This window comes from Microlunatus sp. GCM10028923, assembly GCF_042666975.1.
Taxonomy (GTDB): Bacteria; Actinomycetota; Actinomycetes; order Propionibacteriales; family Propionibacteriaceae; genus Microlunatus.
The window spans coordinates 361,241-377,819 of the sequence record NZ_JBHTFF010000006.1; the positions used below are offsets into that span (position 1 = coordinate 361,241).

The following is a 16,579-nucleotide window of genomic DNA, read 5'->3' on the forward strand; positions in this document are numbered from 1 at the left end:
GCGATAAGGAGCCCGTCATGTCCGCTGCCATCCCCACCGATCCGTCCCGGATCAATCTGCCGCAGGCGCGTCGCCGCGCCAAGGAACTGCTCGCGCAGGTCCTTGCCGGAGACGTCTCGGCCATCGCCCGGCTGCAGCGTCCGCACACGCCCGCCCGGCTGTCCGACGCCCAGTACGCGGTCGCTCGCGAGCTCGGGTTCGCCGACTGGCCTGCACTGGTCCGCGAGCGCGAGGAGTTCGCGCCGGCCGACCTCGACGATATGGATCTGACGATGATCAAGGAGGTCACTGTCGTGTGCCTCCCCCGTCCTGGTGCCGTCACACTGTTCCATGATCAAGTTGATCACGACCGGCTGCGATGCCCTCATGATCAACTCCTGGCCGGCGAGGACGCCTGGGGCGACGCCGTGTTACGGATTCCGCTGTCCCGGATGGGTTTCCGGCGTCAAGGCACCCATCTGTTCGCCACCGACGAGCGCCGCCACCACGCCGTGTTCTGGGTCGACGGCGGGCCGTACACCGGAAACCGCCCGCAGCCCGAGAACGTGACGATCTGGACCGGGACGGTCGCCGAGGCCGCCGGCCGTCTGCGGAGCCAGGGTGACTCCGCGCTCGCCCGGCTGGTCGAGTGGGCCGAGGCTGATCGAGCCGCAATGACCTATGCACGCCACCAGCGCGATCTGCAGCGCACGCTCACCGGCACCTACCTCCGCAGCACGACCCTGCCTGGCGGATCCGGCTTCGGCGGCTCCGAGGAAGACTGGCGCGACGCCCGGCAAGGCCTCACCTTCGCGCTGGACGGTCTGGCCGAGAGCCTCGGGCGCCCAGGTCAGCCGGTCAGCTTCTGCGATCTTGGCTGTGCCAACGGCCACCTGCCTGCCAGCTTCGTCGAGTGGGGAGCCGAACGAGGCGTCACGGTCGAGCCGTACGGGGTGGACCTTGCCCCTGAACTGATCGACCGGGCTCGTCAGGTCTACCCGCAGTGGGCGGATCGGTTCCGGGTCGGCGACGCCCTGACCTGGCGCGCCCCGGAGGATCAACGGTTCGATCTGGTTCATGTGCTGTTGGACGTGATCCCCGACGACCTGCACGGCTCGCTGCTGGAGAACTGTCGTGCCCTCGTCACCCCCGGCGGTCGTCTGCTGGTGAGTAGCTACGCGATCTTGGTGGACCGGGGCGCTGAAGCGCTCGTGACGGCCCAGGGCTACCAGGTCGATGGCCGGACGCCGCGCCGACGACGCCGCAGCAACGGCAAGCCGTACGGCCAACCGTCGGTCTGGCTCCGCGTGCCCTGACCACGACGAACGTCCTGAGCGGGATCCTCCACCGTGGACTGACCTGGCGAAACGACTTGTCCGTTGCGCCTACCTGCGGATCGCGATTCCCTGCCGCGAAGCCTGTGCCTTCAAGGTCACCGATCGATGTCAGCGGGCTCGGGCACGATGATCACCATGACGGTTCTCCTTCTCGGTGACAGCAATCTCGCCCAGCTGAACGACGGCCTGCCTGACCTCGTAACGCCGGCGTTCGGCGCCGATGCCGAGTGTCGCGCGGCGGGCGGCGCCTGGTCCGGGTCCCTGAGGCAACAGCTCGGCGACCGAAAGCCGTCCGACTACGACGCGATTGTGGTGTCCATCGGAAGCAGCGACAGCCACCCGTCCAAGGGCAGCTCGCCGACGATCTTCCGCGAGAACCTGTCCCGGGAGTTGGAGCGCGGTGGTCGCTGGATCGCGCTGCTCCCCCGCAGCCTTGCCGGCACCCTCGATCCCGCCCAGTCCGTCGAAGAAGTCAACGCCCTGATCCGGGTCTACCGTGCGATCTTGGAAGAGCTGATCAACGCGTCCGGAGGCATCGCGCTCGATACCGGCGCGATCACGGAAAGTCTCGGGCCCGAGGCGTACGACACGGACGGCGTGCACCTGACGCGCGCCGCCTATGAGGAGCTCGTCCCGGAAGTCGCCAAGGCCATCGATGCCGTCTCCCAACGACCATGATCAACCTGCCCTGCTCCCCCGCCCGGTCAACGAACGGTCTCCGGGTTAAAAGGGTTCGCCTCGGCCGACGTCAGACTGGCAGGGTCGATGCATGCCCGAGGTTGCACTGCCGCTGACCGTACGCGATCTGACGACCGACGATCTGCCTGTGGTGACATCTTGGGCAGGAGTCGGCCCGCGCGAGGCACCCGAGCGGATGGAGCGCGGCGAAGTCGACTACCTCGCTGTCTGTCCGCCATCCGGGGTGCCGGTCGCGTTGGGCGGCGCGATCTACAACGAGATCCCGGGCGCCGGTACCCTCTGGCAACTCTCGGTCCACCCAGCCTTACGGTCCTGCGGGATCGGGACGATCCTCATCGGCGCCTTGGAACAGCGGATCCGCGCGCGCGGGCTGAGACGCGCGGAACTTGGTGTCGACGAGCCGAACGTACGTGCCCGCGCCCTGTATGAACGGCTCGGCTATGTCGCCTACGGCCGCGACAGCAGCACCTGGGACCAGGTGGCCGACGATGGCTCGAGTGCCACAGTCACCATGATGTACACGCTGATGCGTAAGGACTTGGCTTCGGGCGAGACGGGGCATGTCTGATGGTCACCAACGAATCCGTACCCGAGCGTTGCGGCATGCCTCCCGAGGAGTTGGCCGCACTGGCCGTGACGGACGCGAACAGCAACGGCTCACAGGTCTGGCGGCTGGGTGATCAACTTCGCGGCGGCCACCAGTCGGGAGCGTGGCGGCTGGAATCCGACCGGCAGGTCGCGGTGCTCAAACTCGCGGCACCGAACTGGGTGCAGCAGATACTTCGCGCCGAACAGGCCGTGGCGAAGGTCCGCGCAGCCGGCTATCCGACGCCGGCCTGGCTCGCGACCGGCAAGATCAACGGGACCGGCTACCAGATCCAGGAGTTCGTTCAGGGAAAGGAAGTCGGCGTGATCAACGTCGCCGAGGCCGGCGAGTTGATCAAGGTGCTCGAGCTTCAGGCAGGCCTCGACCCTGATCCCGGTCGCTGCTGGAGCGACTACCTGGCCGGCCAGCTCACGACCGGACTGGACGCGCTGCGGGCTGACGTGGCCCGCACCGGAGCTCCCGGGTACGACCTCATCGCGGCGTGCAACCAACTGCTGGCCACGACCGACCCCGACGCCCGCTTCCCCCGCACCGACATGGTGCACGGTGACTTCCGCTACTCCAACGTGCTCCTTGATCACGGCACCGTCAGCGGAGTGATCGACATCGAGGCTCTTGGCAGCGGGACAAGGGTCAACGACTACGCAACGCTGCTCGACCACACCGACATCGAACCCGACGCGCTCGAACTCCTGATCGAGGCGGCGATCGAGGTCGCCGGGCCGGCTGCGCTGCGCGCCTGTTTCGCCCTGGTGGCCATGGACCTGGTTCGATTCATCCACAACAATTCCCCTGCCCCTGATCATCGACCGGCGACGAACCGGATCGCCGCACTCACCGATCGGGTCAAGACACTCGACAAACTCTCGCGTACCCAATAGCCGGCCCGGGCCATCGGTCAGCCGTCGGAGTCCTAGCTGTGGGGTGACGATGGGGCTCGGTCGACGGGTTGGCGATCGACGAAGTGTCCGTTGCGCCAGATCGCGGCGATGTCGTACGAGCCGATGACTTCCTTGATCGACGTGACGTTCATCAAGATCAGATCCGCACGTTTGCCGGGACCGATCCGGCCGCGGTCGGTGAGCCCGAGCAGGTCGGCGCCGCGTGAGGTGGCGGCGGCGAGCGCGTCGTGGTCGGACAGCCCTGCTTGCTGCAGCAGCTTGATCTCGTGCAACAGGCTGACGCCGGGGATGGTCCCGGCATTGGCGAAGTCTGTTCCGGCCAGGATCGGCACGCCAGCCTCGTAGAGTGCGGTCACGCCGGCTACCGCGTCATCGAACCACGTCGGCCAGAGCGAGCCCGCGCTGGTCCGCCGAGCGGCCGCCTTCTGATCCTGATCAAGGTATGGCCCGGTCTGGGGATGATCAAGGAACGTGCTGCTGTCATGTTGGCCGCTGGCGGCCGCGTAGAGCGTCAGGGTGGGCACCACCGGGACCGATTGAGCAGCCAGCCGCGACACCACGCGGTCGTTGATCGGTGCATTGCGGGGTGCGTGTACGAGTGCATCGATGCCGGCGTCGATGGCCACCGCTGCGTCGTCCCAGGTGCCGATGTGGGCCATGGCCAGGCGCTTCTTGTTGTGGGCTGCGCGCACCACGGCCTTGACCTGTCGCGGGGTCAGCGTCGGGAAGGTCTCCTCCAGCTCTTCGATGACCAACTTGATGAAGTCAGATCCCTCCCCGAGGCGCTCATCAATGAAGCCGTCGATGTCGGTGCCGGACTCGAGAACGGGAGGATCACCGCCCCACTGAGTGCCGTGTCCCCCGGGCACGGTGATCATGAATCCGGCCGTCCACACATCGGCCGCGTCGTCCCGCGCCACATCCTCCCGTGCCGCAGCTTCGTCCGGGGACGGTAGACCGTTCATCTCCAACAGGGTGGTCGAGCCGAACCGAAGCGACGCGTTGGCGAACCAGGTCGCTGAGTGGACGTGCGCGTCGATGAGACCGGGCAACAACAGCCGGCCTTGCCCATCCAGCTTGGGAAGATCCTCCGGTACGGTCAGCGCCGCTCCAACGCCGGCGATCAACCCGTCCCGCACCACCACGGTGTCGGCGTCGGTGAGCTGTTCCCCGTCGAAGACGATCACATTGGTCAGCGCGAACGACGCCCCATCGGTCCGGTAGTCCACGTCCTCAGCGTCGGGCGTACAACCGGTGGCCAGAGCGGAACCCGAGGCTACGACAACCGCAGTGCCCAGCAGACTGCGACGGCTGATGGAAGGACCACCCATGGGCAGAGGCTACCAACGGCGTGGCCAGTCCCGAGCCAGGTGACAGAACGGCCGAAGATCCCGGCTGACGTACCAAATCAAGGATCATGTCATCGAGATGACGTCTCCCAGCGTGTATTCAACGATGACATTCACCGATCTCTATCCCGAACTTCTGACGGTCTGCTCTCGTCTGGCCAGACGCATCCTCGGCGACGACGACCTGGCCCATCAGGTTGCCGCTGAAGCACTTCTCCGTCTCTACGAGCACTGGAACGACCTGACCGACAGCCCAGGCCATCGACGGGCGTGGGCTTTACGGGTCACCCGCAATCTGGCGATCGACGAGATCCGAGCGCAAGCACGTCATCGGCCGTTGGCCGACGTCGACAGCGAGGTCCTGGACTCCACTTCGGAGTGGTTGCTGTGGATCGTCGTACTCAATGCCTTGGACGATCTTTCCCCGGGACAGCGCCGATCGGTCGAACTGCGCTACCTCCAAGATCTGAGCCAGACCGCTGCAGCCAAGGTCCTCGGCGTCGAACCCGGCACCGTCGCCACTCACACCAGCAGAGCCCTCGCACAACTCCGCCGACGCCTTTCCAGCGAAGCGCCTCGGCCATCCACCGAACCCACCAAGGAGAACCCGATCATGAAGGTGACAGACCTCAGCCACGCCAAGCAGCTCATCGGCACCGACCAGACCATCACTGCGCAACTGCTGGACCGACTCGACAAGGACAAGATCATGGCCGACATCGGCATCGAGGCCGTCTACCGGCGCCGCGGCCAGCTGCCCGACACCGACTCTGGCACGTCCGCTGCCGTGGTCGAATGCACGGTGATCGACATGTACGACGACCGGCGTCCTCTGATCACGAACGCGCCGGATCCCCAGGCAGAGGGTCACAGCGATCTTGGCGATCGCCTCCGGAGTCTGATGCCCGGCCAACAGGCGGTGGGGACCGTGAGGAAGGTTCTGCCATTCGGCGCCTTCGTCGAGTTCGACGGACTTCGGTGCCTCATCCACGCGAGTGATCTGAGCCCGGACAGGCTGCTCAAGCCTGGTGAGGAGCTCGAGATCGTGATCACCGACGTGGATCTACGGCTGGCCCGCATCGGAGCCCGCCCGGCTCACCAGCGACCCGACCACACGAACCCCTGAACAAAGGCGGCGGGCACCCGACAGACCGAGGCAGCGCCAACCCGTAGCATCCCGCCCATGCCTTTCTCGACGGCTGGGTTGACCAACATGCTGGCTGAGGTCGCGAACCAGGCCGAGGTCACGAAGGTGGAGCGCCTCCATGGCGGGTTGGCGACGACCACCTTCGGGGTTGACACGACCAGCGGAAGCTTCGTCGTCAAGATCTTCAGGCCGACCGACGATCGGGCGCCGATGGAGTGGGAGCGCTTGAACTTCGCTCAGCGCGTCGACGTTCCGGTGCCGGAGCCGATCCGGTTGGATGCGGACGGTCGGTGGTTCGGTTCGCCGGCCCTCGTGATGACTCGGCTGAGCGGCCACGGCAACGTACACCCTCCTGATCTTGATCATTGGCTGCAACAGATCGCCCACGCGTTGGCCACGGTTCACGCCACCGACACCGCAGATGCCAGCGGTCCCCTGCTGCCGCCGGACCATTGGGGCAACCGCGAACTCGACCGACTCCAAGGGCCGTCGAACTCGGCCTTGGTCCATCGTGCCCTCGAGGCACTCCGACAGCATCGCCCCGATCCGACCGCAGGCACCACCCTGATGCACGGTGACTATCACCCGGGAAACCTGCTGTGGCGTGACGGCATGCTCACCGGAGTCATCGACTGGAACGGCGCCAGACTCGGGTCGCGTTGGTTTGATCTTGCCTACTGCCGTGCCGATGTCGCGGCCCTGTTCGGCCTGCCCGCGGCGCGACGACTGACCTCGCACTACGTCGCAAGCTCGGGAGCGACGCCGACGAATCTGCCGGTCTTCGATCTCATGTGTGGGGTCGCCGCCCGACGTTGGGCCGGCAAGCTGTGGCTACCGGGGTACCAGCAGCAAGGATGCACCGACACCCCTCGACAGGTCGCCGCCCGAATCACGCCGTTCCTCCGCCAGGCACTCGCCGAACTCGGCGCCTGACCCTGATGATCACTCGCGCCAATGACGAACCGACAAACGGATTGAGCTCCCACCTCCGCTCGGGGCAAACTCCGTGGCTATGGATGATCTGACTTTGCCAGCCGATGTCGACGACTGGTCCTTGCTGGATCATTGCGGAGCCAGGAACGCCCTTGAGCGGAGCGGATGGCGATTCGTCGCCGCCGGAGATTGGGCCGTTGTGCTCGCGGATGCGACGCGTCGCTATGCGGCCCGGATCGGTCCGTTCGAACGCGCCTACCAATACTTCGTGGATCTCTGTCGCCGCCATCCGGAGAATCGTTGGCTGCCCACGATTGAGTTCGCGACGGATCTGGATGGCGGCGGGCATTTGGCGGTCATGGAACTTCTCAGTCCGCGGCAGATTCCCGATGTCGACGACCCTGATCCGGTGTGGTTCAGCGACGATCCTGATCTTGCCGAAGTGCGCGCCGACGTGGAACGTACCTACGCCGACTGTCGCGAGAACGTCCGATGGTGGGGCCCCTTGGACGTCAAACCGGCGCACTTCATGCTCGACTCGACGGGCCAGCTGAAGCTCGTTGATCCGTTCGGCCTGGCCGGCTCTGAGGTGTACGGCCTCGCACGGTCCGACTACCCGTCGTTCTGCGAGCTCGTACCTGCCTGGAGCCGGCGACACATGTTGCAGATCCCGCACTTCTCCCAGCCCTACGCGGCCCAGGACCTTCGCGCGCTGCGAGCCGTCGTGGCCGCGTATGACGGAACGGCCTGAGCAGTTCCGCTTCTCCGAGCGGATTCTTGACAGCCAGCGAGCTTGCGCGGCAGGATGCTGGTGCTGCTTATGGGGGCGCACCGGCACTCGCCGAAGGGGCTATGCCCACCTCGCAACTATCGAAATGCGCCCATGACCAACCTTGAGAACTTGCGGAAGCAGGCCAGGCAACTGGTTCGGTGGCACCGCCAGCGCAACTATTCCGTTGCGTCACGAATCCGTGCCGCGTTGCCGCGCTATCGGGAACTGACCGACAATCAGATCCTCGCGCAGCGGTTCGTGCTTGCCGACGCCCAACTTCTGCTCGCTCGCGAGGCCGGTTTCGAAACCTGGGCCATGTTCAAGTCAGGAGTAGCCCAAATGTCCCAAGAAACAGCAGCACCCGAATCCGACGCACCGACGAAGCCGGTCCTCACGCAGGCCGAACCGCAATTGTACGTAGCCGACGTGAATGCAGCCTGCGCGTACTTCGTCCAGAAGCTGGGCTTCACCGTGGTCTTCACCTACGGTGAACCGCCGTACTACGGTCAGGTACGCCGCGACCAGGCCAGCCTCAATCTCCGTATGGTGTGTGATCCGGTCTTCAACGGCAGCATCCGAGAAGATGATCAACTACTGTCGGCGGCGATCACCGTCGATGATGTCAAAGCGCTGTACGGCGAATTCACCGCAGCCGATGTCGAATTCCAGCAGACGCTGAAGCGTCAGCCCTGGGGTGCCAATCAGTTCGTCGTTCGAGACCTGGACGGCAACCTGATCCTCTTCTCCGGGCAGTGAGCCGCCAGGCTTAAGTCGTTCCACGATCGGGCCGGCGAGGCGAACCACTGCCCCGCCGGCCAGCTCGCCCGATCAGCTCGGCATCGCCGCAGGCGGGCCCGGGTCCCGCGCTCGTGCGCTGGCTGCCCAGTCGACGGGTTACTGGTTGAAGAACGTCTTCAGTACACGGGCCATGAGTTCGGGGGCGACGACGTGTCCCTGCCCGTCGAGCGTGTGTCGTTCGGTCAGGGGGATGGCAGCGGCTATCGCTTTCGCGGCGCGGTCGAAGAAGTCGGCCGGGAGGCCTGCGAACTGGGGTTCGGTGGTCGGACCCTCGGTGGTGACCAGGACCGACTGAGTGATGCGGGCAAGTCGGTTCGTGGGGATCTTGTAGCCATTGAGGACCGCGGCGTCCTTGACGAGCGTGTGGGCGAGCGCGACGGACGATGCCCACATCGGGTGCTGTTTGTCAGCCGCGATGTCCGCGTCGGGTCCGCCGGTAAGCCTCATGAACAGTTCCAGGAGCTCCTCGTCCCGGCCGGCTTTGTAGGCGTCGTGGGTGTCCGCGAGGTACTGGTTGAACCTCGGCCACTGGTCGTCCCCGATCACGTACGGCACATCCCACACCGCGATCTTGTCGATTGCCGAACCTGCCGCTGCTGCCTCCAGCGCGAGTGCGCCGCCAGACGAGGCGCCGTACACGTGAACTGAGCCGCCGGCTGTCGCAATCAGCGCGTCGAGGTCTTCCACCTCCCGCGCCACGGCGTACGGCGGTGTATTGCCGCTGGCGCCCCGGCCGCGTCGTGCGTAGTTGTAGACCGTGAAATGGTTGTCAAGGAGCCGGGCCAGCGGCGCGTTCTCAGCGCCGTCGTCTAGGGTGCCGCCGACGAGGATCACCGCCGGGCCAGTGCCTTTCCGGTCGTAGGCGATCCTCGTACCGTCGGCGGACGTCACACGAAGTGTCATCTCGTTCACTGCTTCTCTCCATTTCTCGATGCGTGGTCGGGTTGTCGGGGCCGGCCGAACCGGTCGGCCAGCGGTTGTTGATCACCGGAGTTGATTTCGCCCAAGTGCTCGCGGCAGCGGCATCTACTTCTTGTTGCGGTAGAGGACCATGGTGATGGGACCGAAGACCGCGACGAGAAGTACGGACGAGACGAGCACCCAGCCGACTTCCCCGGCGGGCACCGAGCCGTTCATCAGGCCACGCACTGCGGTCGCCAAGTGGGTGATCGGGTTGACCTCGACGACCGCCTGCAACCACCCGGGCATCGTCTTCGGGTCCACGAAGATGTTGCTCACGAACGTCAGCGGGAGCATCACCATCATGCTGACCCCCGCCACCGAGCTCGGCGTGCGCAGGATCAGGCTGAGCATCGTCCACAGCCACGACAGGCAGAACGAGAACACCAGCAGTAGCACCACCGAGAGCACCACGCCGACGGCGCCACCCTCTGGCCGGAACCCGAGGATCAGGCCGAGCGTGATCACGATCACCGACCCGATCGAGTAGCGCACCAGATCGCCGAGCAGTGCGCCGACCAGCGGGGATGGTCGCCACACCGGGAGTGACCTGAACCTGTCGAACACGCCGGTGTTCAGCGTAATGCCGGTGTTCATGGTGATGATGACGTTCGCCTGCACCAGGATGCCCGGCAGCAGGAACTGCAGGTACTCCTGAGTCGACCCGGCGAGCGCGCCACCGAACAGGTAGGTGAACATCAGCGTGAACATGATCGGGAACATGGTCACGTCGACGAGCTGGTTCGGGTCGTGTTTGATCTTCAGCAAAGCGCGCCAGCCGAAGGTCAACGAGGTGAGCACCGGGCCGGGGCGGGGCGGCCGCTCGCCGGCCAACAGCACACTGCGCAGCGCGTCCTCGGTGACCGGCGCCGACGCCGGTTCTGCGGTCGTGGCATTCATGCGACATCCTCCTCGGGTGTCTCCTCGGCGGCGTGTCCGGTCAGGGCGAGGAACACCTCGTCCAGGCTCGGCTGACCGAGCGCGAACTCGGTGACGTCGATGCCACTGCGGGACAGCTCGGCCAGGGAACGGGCGACCCGCTCGGGGTCGGAGATCCTTGCGGACAGCGCGGCCGGATCAGCGGACAGCTCGGCCGGCACTCCGAGGACGCCGGCGAGGACCCGTTCGGCCTCGGCCCGCTGCTCGGGCGCACGTAGCCGTACGTGCAGCGACCCGGCTCCGACCGATGCCTTGAGCTCGCCGCTCGAGCCCTCGGCGATCACCTTCCCGTGGTCGATCACCGCTATCCGGTCGGCCAGCTGGTCGGCCTCGTCGAGGTACTGCGTGGTCAGCAACACGGTGGCGCCCTCGGCGACCATGCCCCTGACGATCTCCCAGACCTGATTCCTGCTGCGCGGGTCGAGCCCGCTCGTGGGCTCGTCGAGGAAGATCAGTTCGGGGGTGACGACCAGGCTCGCCGCGATGTCGATGCGCCTGCGCATCCCGCCGGAGTACTTCTTCACCTGCCGGTCGGCCGCCTCGACAAGACCGAACGCCTCGAGCAGGTCGGTCGCCCGCTCCCTGCCTCCGCGGCGTGAGAAGCCGAGCAGCCTGGCGATCAGCAACAGGTTCTCCACCCCGGTGAGGTCCTCGTCGACCGACGCGAACTGCCCGGTGAGGCCCACCCTGCTTCGCACCGCCTGGGCGTCACGCACGACGTCGTAGCCGAGCACTTGCGCCTCTCCGGCGTCGGGGTGCAGGAGCGTGGCCAGTATGCGGATCGTGGTGGTCTTGCCCGCCCCGTTCGGACCGAGCACGCCGTAGACGCCCCCGGCGCTCACGGCCAGGTCCACACCGGCGACCGCGTGGGTCTTGCCGAAGCTCTTCTTCAACCCTCTCGTCTCGATCGCGAACTTACCCATGGGTTCGATTCCTTCCCTCGGTGTTGCGAACGAATTGGTTGAGCTAGTCAAGTTTGACTACTTGGCCAGAATGCACGAACCGGGACCTCTAGTCAAGTTTGATTAGATGCGAATCTCGAGGTGATCGGGGACCGTTCGCCACGAACCCGGATCATCGGCCATGGTGTAGGCGCCCTCAGACAGTCGTTTGCTCAGGCTCTTCGCCCACTCCAGTTCGGTGCGTGCGTGTCCCGCCCACAGTTCGGCCTGCTCGCGGACGTGCTCGGGAATGTCGCGGTTCGGGTTCTCCCACCCCTTGGCCTGCCCTACGAGCTCCGCTTCCAGGCGCGCGACCCGCTCGTTAACCTGCGCGATGGCATCCGTCCTGGTCAGCATGGGCAACATGGCGATGGCCGCGTCGAGCATGGTGGGGTCATGGGTGCGCCGCAGACCGTCGCGGACCAGTTCGACCAGCTCGCCACGTCCCCGAGCTGTCACGCGGTACAAAACGCGCTCCGGCCCGGAGTTGCCCGGCTCGGCGTGTTCGGTGAGGAGGCCATCAGCCGCCGCCTTCTTCAGCGCGTGATAGACCGAGCCGGGCTTGATCTTGGCCCAAATCTCCGCACCCCAGCTCTGCAGTTCGGACCGCACCTGGTAGCCGTGCGCGCCGCCGGAGAGCTGCACGATACCGAGTACCAGGAGCTTCGTCGCCGACATGCGCCCACCTCCGCTCAATCTGCTCGGACTCGCTCCGCGCTGCTCAACAAAGTTCAATCGTCTCGGCAGCCAGCGCAAGCGCTGCCTGCGCTCGGTTCACTCAATTGCAGCCTCGAGCATATGAGCATCCCGGTACTGACCACGGTGAGCACGCCGAACCCGATGCGTGCTGACCGTGCCGGAGGTGGCGACATTGGACGATCTGGTGTTCGCCGCGCTACTGCGCTGCTTCCCGAAGCCGTACGGTATCCGGCGCCACAGGACCCCGGGCCGCCGGATCCCTTCGGCGGGCAGTGAGCCGCTAGGCCACAACCGTTCATGATCGGGCCGGCGGGGCGACTCCACTACCCCGCCGGCCTGCTCCTCCGATGGTCTCCGTGGACTCCCCCTGCGGACGGTGATCGGCGATGTACGGAGGCATCGGCGAAGTGCTCGCAGTCCCTCGATGAGACACTGCTAACAGCGTGTCGTCCTCACCTTCATCGAACCAAGCCAGGAGAATTCATGCCGATCACGGCCATGCTCGACGTGCACTTCGCAGCCGACCACCTGGCTGACGGGCCCGCCATGTTCGCCGAGATTCTCAAGGACACAAGGAACTTCGCGGGTTGCCTGCGGGTCGACCTGCTCGCTGATCTTGACGACCCAGCCCATTACGTCGCCTATGAAGTCTGGGAGTCGAACGAGCACGATCTCGCCTACCGCGCGTGGCGACAGGGTGAAGGGGCGACACAGCTGCGCGACGTCTTGGACCGTGATCCTGTTCTCACGAAGTTCGAGACAGCCGTGCAGTCATAGTGGGGACCGCCGTCACGCTGGTGATCGTTACCAGGTGACTTCGTCGTGCGCCGGCCAGGGTGGGCCGTTCCGCAGAGCGTTGAGGAAGGCCACTCCCGATTCTCTGCCGCTCGGGTGCTGGTCGTCGTGACGCCACCGGTACGTGGCGATCATCGCCAGCACCAAGCCGCGGCACTCGCCGATCAGTTCCTGGTCGGCACCTGCATAGCGGTCGCCGACCTCCCTCGGCACCCAGCCGAGGTCGTACTCGACGGGACCGTGGCTGGTGTTCTCGAAGTCGATCAAGAGCGCCCCGTTCCTCGTGCTGAGCACGTTTCCCGGATGCGGCTCACCGTGCAGTAGCTGCTCTGGTACGTGGCGGTTGAAGATCGACTTCCTCAGATCGCCCAGCGTTCTGACGAGAAACGTCCGGTCCGGCTCCGCAAGGTCTGGCGTGATCTCGCGGGTGGCTGCGTCAAGTTGTACGGCCGCGACGCGATCCACGGCGTGGGGCGTCAAGACCTTGATCTGCCGCAGGCCGGCGTGAAGGCGCTCCAGTGTCCCCGTGTAGTCGGCCGGTCGAAGGGGTGGGGACTCCAAGGGTTCGTAGTGGGTCCAGAAGGTGATCTTGAAGCCGTCACGCAGGTGGACGCGTGGCTCGACCCGAGCGTCGAGTGTGGCAACCGGGCAGTCGATCTGCCCAAGTTGTCGTACGACATCGGCTTCTCGCTCCGGGCTCACCTGATGACCCTCGTGATGCGTTGTGGGCGTGACGCGTAGAACGGTGTCGCACGGGGTCAGGTGGACGACGAGACGGTTGGAGTCGTTCAGAACGACGACGTCGTCGACCGCCAGGTCGAATGCTGAGGCGGTCGACACCGCAGCAGCCACTGCTTTCCGCGTCTGGGTCGATTCCATCGCTAGCTACCTCCTCGAAGCAGTGAAGGCAGATTGCAGGCAAGATCAACAAACATCGTGAAGTGGTCTCCAAAGCAGGACGGACAGAAGGGCGCGGATGATCGCGCTGACCACTTCCCGGCTATCGGCCGGGGAAAACCAGGGCAGGCACGCCAGCTGGCGCAGGGTCAGCGCGTGCCAGCGACACCGGGAGAACAGATCACGGCGCCGACTCTACCAACCGATCGTCTGCGGAGCCTCCGAGTAAAGATCAACAGTGCCACCGCTGGGGCGGATCAGCAGACGCAGAACAGGTTCCCGTCGGGGTCCGCCATCACCGCGACTTCCGGCCGGTAGGGCCAGTCGACACGTCGCGCGCCGAGTGATTCGAGCCGTGTGATCTCGGCAGCGTTCTCTTCCAGGCTGTCCGTGTTCAGGTCGAGGTGCATCTGATTGCGCTCGGTCAACTGCAGCGCAGCGCCCGGCCCAACCTTGGGAAAGAACGTCGCCGAGTTGTGATCCCGATGGACCAGTTCGTACTGATCCTCGAGCGCCTTGCCCCAGAATTCCGCTGCCCGCTCAATCTCCGAAACATGCATCACGATCGATCCAAGCCTCACCATCGAAACTCGCCGTCCTCCCAAACCCGAGAATCAGAATCCTGATCCGAGCATGCCACGGTCACGCCTCACTCCTGCTGGAGAAGGGTCCTCCAACGATCGGGGATGTTGGTCGAGAAGAACCGCATGATCTCCAGGAGACGTGCTCCTCTCGGCGCGGACCAGTTGCGCGTCTCGGAGGTTGACTGCCTGCCGAGCAGTTTGGCCAGGGCAAAGAACAGCTGGTACCAGAGTACGCTCGCCTCAAGGGAGGTGTCGACGTCACCGACGGCGGTCTTGGGCACGCCGGCCACCTGCCGGTACGCGTCCACGACGCCCGGAAGCGCTGTGGTGCGGAAGCTGGCCAGGTCGCGCGCCGGCTCGCCCCAGCAGGCGGATCCCCAGTCGATGATCGCCGTTACGGCCCCGGAGTTGTCCAGAATGAGATTCGCCGGCATGACGTCCCCGTGCAGGAGCACCGGTTCTGAACCGCGCGCACCGTGGGCCTCCAGCTGACGAAACCAGCGCAGCAACCAGACCGCTTGGCTGTCGCCGATCTCGCCGTCGTTCGTCAGTTCATCGAGCAGGTCGTACGAGAACTCGGCCGTCTCAACGCCGGTGATCGGCGGCTCGGAGTCTCGCCGCAGCGAGTGCAGCACGGACAAGATCTCGAACAGCGAGCCGTAGACGCGGTCACCGCCGTCCGCGAGCGGAGGAACGTCGTTGATCACCCGTCCGTGCAATCGCTCCAGCACCATGTAGGTGATGTCGGCGATCTCGTGTCCCGAATCGAAGATCACGAGCTTGGCCGTCGGTACGCCTCGGTCCAGGACCACTGGGATGATCTCGGCCTCCTTCGCGAGCCGCTGCGCGAAGGCCATCCTTCTTGGCAGCCGCAGCACGAGATCGTTCCCGAGGAAGATCGTCAGATTCACCTGTCCCTGGCGCGGCGCAACCGACACTTCCCGATCCGGGACGCCGAACCTTTGGGCGATGGCGCGAATACTGTCGCGAAACGTCTCCGGTATGACAGAAGCAGTCGCCACTTACGCTCTCCCTTGATTCCCGTGCCGCCTCAGTGAATCACAGCGGGAATCTCTGGGCGGCGCTAACCTCGGCAGCGATGATCGTCGCCGAGTGAAGGATCAGCTGGCATGGAAGCCTGGAGCCCGACCGCTGACACAGTCCCGTTCCTCATCGAACGCTTCGCACTCCCCTACGCCACGGGCTCCCTCACCTCGGTCGCGCGGGGGTCGATGGGTCAGGTCTGGCGGCTCGACCTCGCCGAACCGAGGGTTCGCGACCCCGGCGTCGCCGGCGATCGATTGATGATCAAGCAGTTCTTCTGGGGCGCAGACGGCGACGCCGAACACCGGGCGCAGGCGGAAGCCGAGTTCTGCCAGGCCGCCGCAGCGTCCGGACTGATCTTGACCGTCGGTATCCCTGCTGCAGACGGCGGCTACGTGCAGAGGCTGGCGACCCATACGGGTGAGGTCGTTCTCCGGCTCAACACCTGGGCCGGTGGATGCCAACTCCGCCGGGAAGATCCGGGCCGAGCCGAGTACCTCGGCAGCACCCTCGGAACGCTGCATGCCCTGCGGTACCCCGCTGAGTCGCAACCCGACCCGTACTTCACCACCCCGCCCAGTGACGACTCCTGGAACGCTCTCCTGGTCCGGGTCGGACAAGAGGATCGGCGCATCCCGAACCTGGCCCGGCTGCTCAATGAGCGCATCGCGGAACTCGTCGCCCTCGGTCACCTGGTCGACACCGCACCCCAAACCGATCTGATCTTCAGCCATCGCGACGTCCAGCCCGCGAACGTGCTGCGGGACGGTGCCTCCGGTGCGCTGACCCTGATCGACTGGGACGAGGCCGGTCCCGTCAGCCCCAGCCGGGAGCTCGCCTCCCAGCTCTGCGTCTGGCACGTCCATGACGCCGTGGTGCAGCATGACGTGATCCGCCGGACGGTTCGCGCCTACCGGGATGCCGGCGGGTACGGTGCCGTGGATTCCCTTGCCACGTTCAGTTTGCGCCTCGCCAACGATCTCAACTACATCCATGACGAGGTCCTCGCCGCGCTCGACGACGACCTACCCGAGGACCTGCGCAAGCATGCCGAGCGCGAAGCCGAACACTTCATCGCCGCAACCCCGACGAGAATCATGCTGGAGGCGATCATCGATGCAGCGACGTCCTGACCCAGGTTCTCCTCCGGTGGCGCGGACGAAGGCACCGTACGGAAATCTGATCGTGGTCGCCGGG

At 65.6% G+C, this 16,579-nt stretch carries 18 protein-coding genes; 10 read left to right on the forward strand and 8 right to left on the reverse strand.

Translation table 11 applies throughout. The annotated features are described in order from the left end of the window. Positions 1 to 17 precede the first annotated feature (17 nt). From ACFQU4_RS17210 to ACFQU4_RS17225, 4 genes are all read left to right on the forward strand, one after another. Positions 18 to 1,295: a class I SAM-dependent methyltransferase gene (locus ACFQU4_RS17210; RefSeq protein ID WP_377494024.1), complete on the forward strand. Its 1,278-nt coding sequence runs from the start codon at positions 18 to 20 to the stop codon at positions 1,293 to 1,295. Positions 1,296 to 1,442: 147 nt separating this feature from the next. Further along, entirely contained in the window at positions 1,443 to 1,994 is a 552-nt protein-coding gene (locus tag ACFQU4_RS17215; protein ID WP_377494026.1) for an SGNH/GDSL hydrolase family protein, read from the forward strand. A 91-nt stretch (positions 1,995 to 2,085) separates the two neighbouring features. Further along, on the forward strand, positions 2,086 to 2,583 hold the full coding sequence (locus ACFQU4_RS17220; RefSeq protein ID WP_377494028.1) for a GNAT family N-acetyltransferase: 498 nt from the start codon (positions 2,086 to 2,088) through the stop codon (positions 2,581 to 2,583). Beyond that, on the forward strand, positions 2,583 to 3,503 hold the full coding sequence (locus ACFQU4_RS17225; protein ID WP_377494030.1) for an aminoglycoside phosphotransferase family protein: 921 nt from the start codon (positions 2,583 to 2,585) through the stop codon (positions 3,501 to 3,503). Before ACFQU4_RS17220 ends, ACFQU4_RS17225 begins: the two co-directional genes overlap by 1 nt. Before the next feature lie 32 nt (positions 3,504 to 3,535). Here ACFQU4_RS17225 and ACFQU4_RS17230 read toward each other — a convergent pair whose 3' ends face one another. Beyond that, positions 3,536 to 4,753, reverse strand: a complete 1,218-nt coding sequence (locus tag ACFQU4_RS17230) for an amidohydrolase family protein (protein ID WP_377494032.1) — start codon at positions 4,751 to 4,753, stop codon at positions 3,536 to 3,538. 226 nt (positions 4,754 to 4,979) lie between these two features. Here ACFQU4_RS17230 and ACFQU4_RS17235 point away from each other — a divergent pair, with 226 nt between their 5' ends. The 4 genes from ACFQU4_RS17235 (at position 4,980) to ACFQU4_RS17250 (ending at position 8,481) form a co-directional block, all read left to right on the forward strand. Next, positions 4,980 to 5,999: a sigma-70 family RNA polymerase sigma factor gene (locus ACFQU4_RS17235; protein WP_377494034.1), complete on the forward strand. Its 1,020-nt coding sequence runs from the start codon at positions 4,980 to 4,982 to the stop codon at positions 5,997 to 5,999. Between the two features lie 57 nt (positions 6,000 to 6,056). Then, entirely contained in the window at positions 6,057 to 6,953 is an 897-nt protein-coding gene (locus tag ACFQU4_RS17240) for a phosphotransferase family protein (RefSeq protein ID WP_377494036.1), read from the forward strand. 79 nt (positions 6,954 to 7,032) lie between these two features. Next, entirely contained in the window at positions 7,033 to 7,704 is a 672-nt protein-coding gene (locus ACFQU4_RS17245; RefSeq protein WP_377494038.1) for a hypothetical protein, read from the forward strand. 132 nt (positions 7,705 to 7,836) lie between these two features. Continuing rightward, a complete protein-coding gene (locus tag ACFQU4_RS17250; protein WP_377494040.1) occupies positions 7,837 to 8,481 on the forward strand; it encodes a VOC family protein in 645 nt (214 codons plus the stop codon). A gap of 138 nt (positions 8,482 to 8,619) precedes the next feature. Here ACFQU4_RS17250 and ACFQU4_RS17255 read toward each other — a convergent pair whose 3' ends face one another. From ACFQU4_RS17255 to ACFQU4_RS17270, 4 genes are all read right to left on the reverse strand, one after another. Beyond that, on the reverse strand, positions 8,620 to 9,426 hold the full coding sequence (locus ACFQU4_RS17255; protein ID WP_377494258.1) for an alpha/beta fold hydrolase: 807 nt from the start codon (positions 9,424 to 9,426) through the stop codon (positions 8,620 to 8,622). Between the two features lie 123 nt (positions 9,427 to 9,549). After that, the gene (locus ACFQU4_RS17260) at positions 9,550 to 10,383 is read right to left on the reverse strand and encodes an ABC transporter permease (protein ID WP_377494042.1); all 834 of its coding nucleotides are present in this window, start codon (positions 10,381 to 10,383) and stop codon (positions 9,550 to 9,552) included. Then, positions 10,380 to 11,345 (reverse strand): ATP-binding cassette domain-containing protein, encoded by a 966-nt coding sequence (locus tag ACFQU4_RS17265; RefSeq protein ID WP_377494043.1) that lies wholly within the window; start codon positions 11,343 to 11,345, stop codon positions 10,380 to 10,382. The genes ACFQU4_RS17260 and ACFQU4_RS17265 overlap by 4 nt, the downstream gene beginning before the upstream one ends. A gap of 102 nt (positions 11,346 to 11,447) precedes the next feature. Next, on the reverse strand, positions 11,448 to 12,041 hold the full coding sequence (locus ACFQU4_RS17270; RefSeq protein ID WP_377494045.1) for a PadR family transcriptional regulator: 594 nt from the start codon (positions 12,039 to 12,041) through the stop codon (positions 11,448 to 11,450). Positions 12,042 to 12,545: 504 nt separating this feature from the next. On the opposite strand from ACFQU4_RS17270, the gene ACFQU4_RS17275 reads away from it, so the two are divergent. After that, on the forward strand, positions 12,546 to 12,839 hold the full coding sequence (locus tag ACFQU4_RS17275; RefSeq protein WP_377494047.1) for a putative quinol monooxygenase: 294 nt from the start codon (positions 12,546 to 12,548) through the stop codon (positions 12,837 to 12,839). 27 nt (positions 12,840 to 12,866) lie between these two features. On the opposite strand, the gene ACFQU4_RS17280 is transcribed toward ACFQU4_RS17275, so the two are convergent. From ACFQU4_RS17280 to ACFQU4_RS17290, 3 genes are all read right to left on the reverse strand, one after another. Further along, entirely contained in the window at positions 12,867 to 13,736 is an 870-nt protein-coding gene (locus ACFQU4_RS17280) for a phosphotransferase family protein (RefSeq protein ID WP_377494049.1), read from the reverse strand. Between the two features lie 275 nt (positions 13,737 to 14,011). Next, entirely contained in the window at positions 14,012 to 14,338 is a 327-nt protein-coding gene (locus tag ACFQU4_RS17285) for a VOC family protein (protein WP_377494051.1), read from the reverse strand. 65 nt (positions 14,339 to 14,403) lie between these two features. After that, on the reverse strand, positions 14,404 to 15,360 hold the full coding sequence (locus ACFQU4_RS17290) for a phosphotransferase family protein (RefSeq protein WP_377494053.1): 957 nt from the start codon (positions 15,358 to 15,360) through the stop codon (positions 14,404 to 14,406). Positions 15,361 to 15,468: 108 nt separating this feature from the next. On the opposite strand from ACFQU4_RS17290, the gene ACFQU4_RS17295 reads away from it, so the two are divergent. Continuing rightward, a complete protein-coding gene (locus ACFQU4_RS17295; protein WP_377494055.1) occupies positions 15,469 to 16,515 on the forward strand; it encodes a phosphotransferase in 1,047 nt (348 codons plus the stop codon). The last annotated feature ends 64 nt before the right edge of the window (positions 16,516 to 16,579 follow it).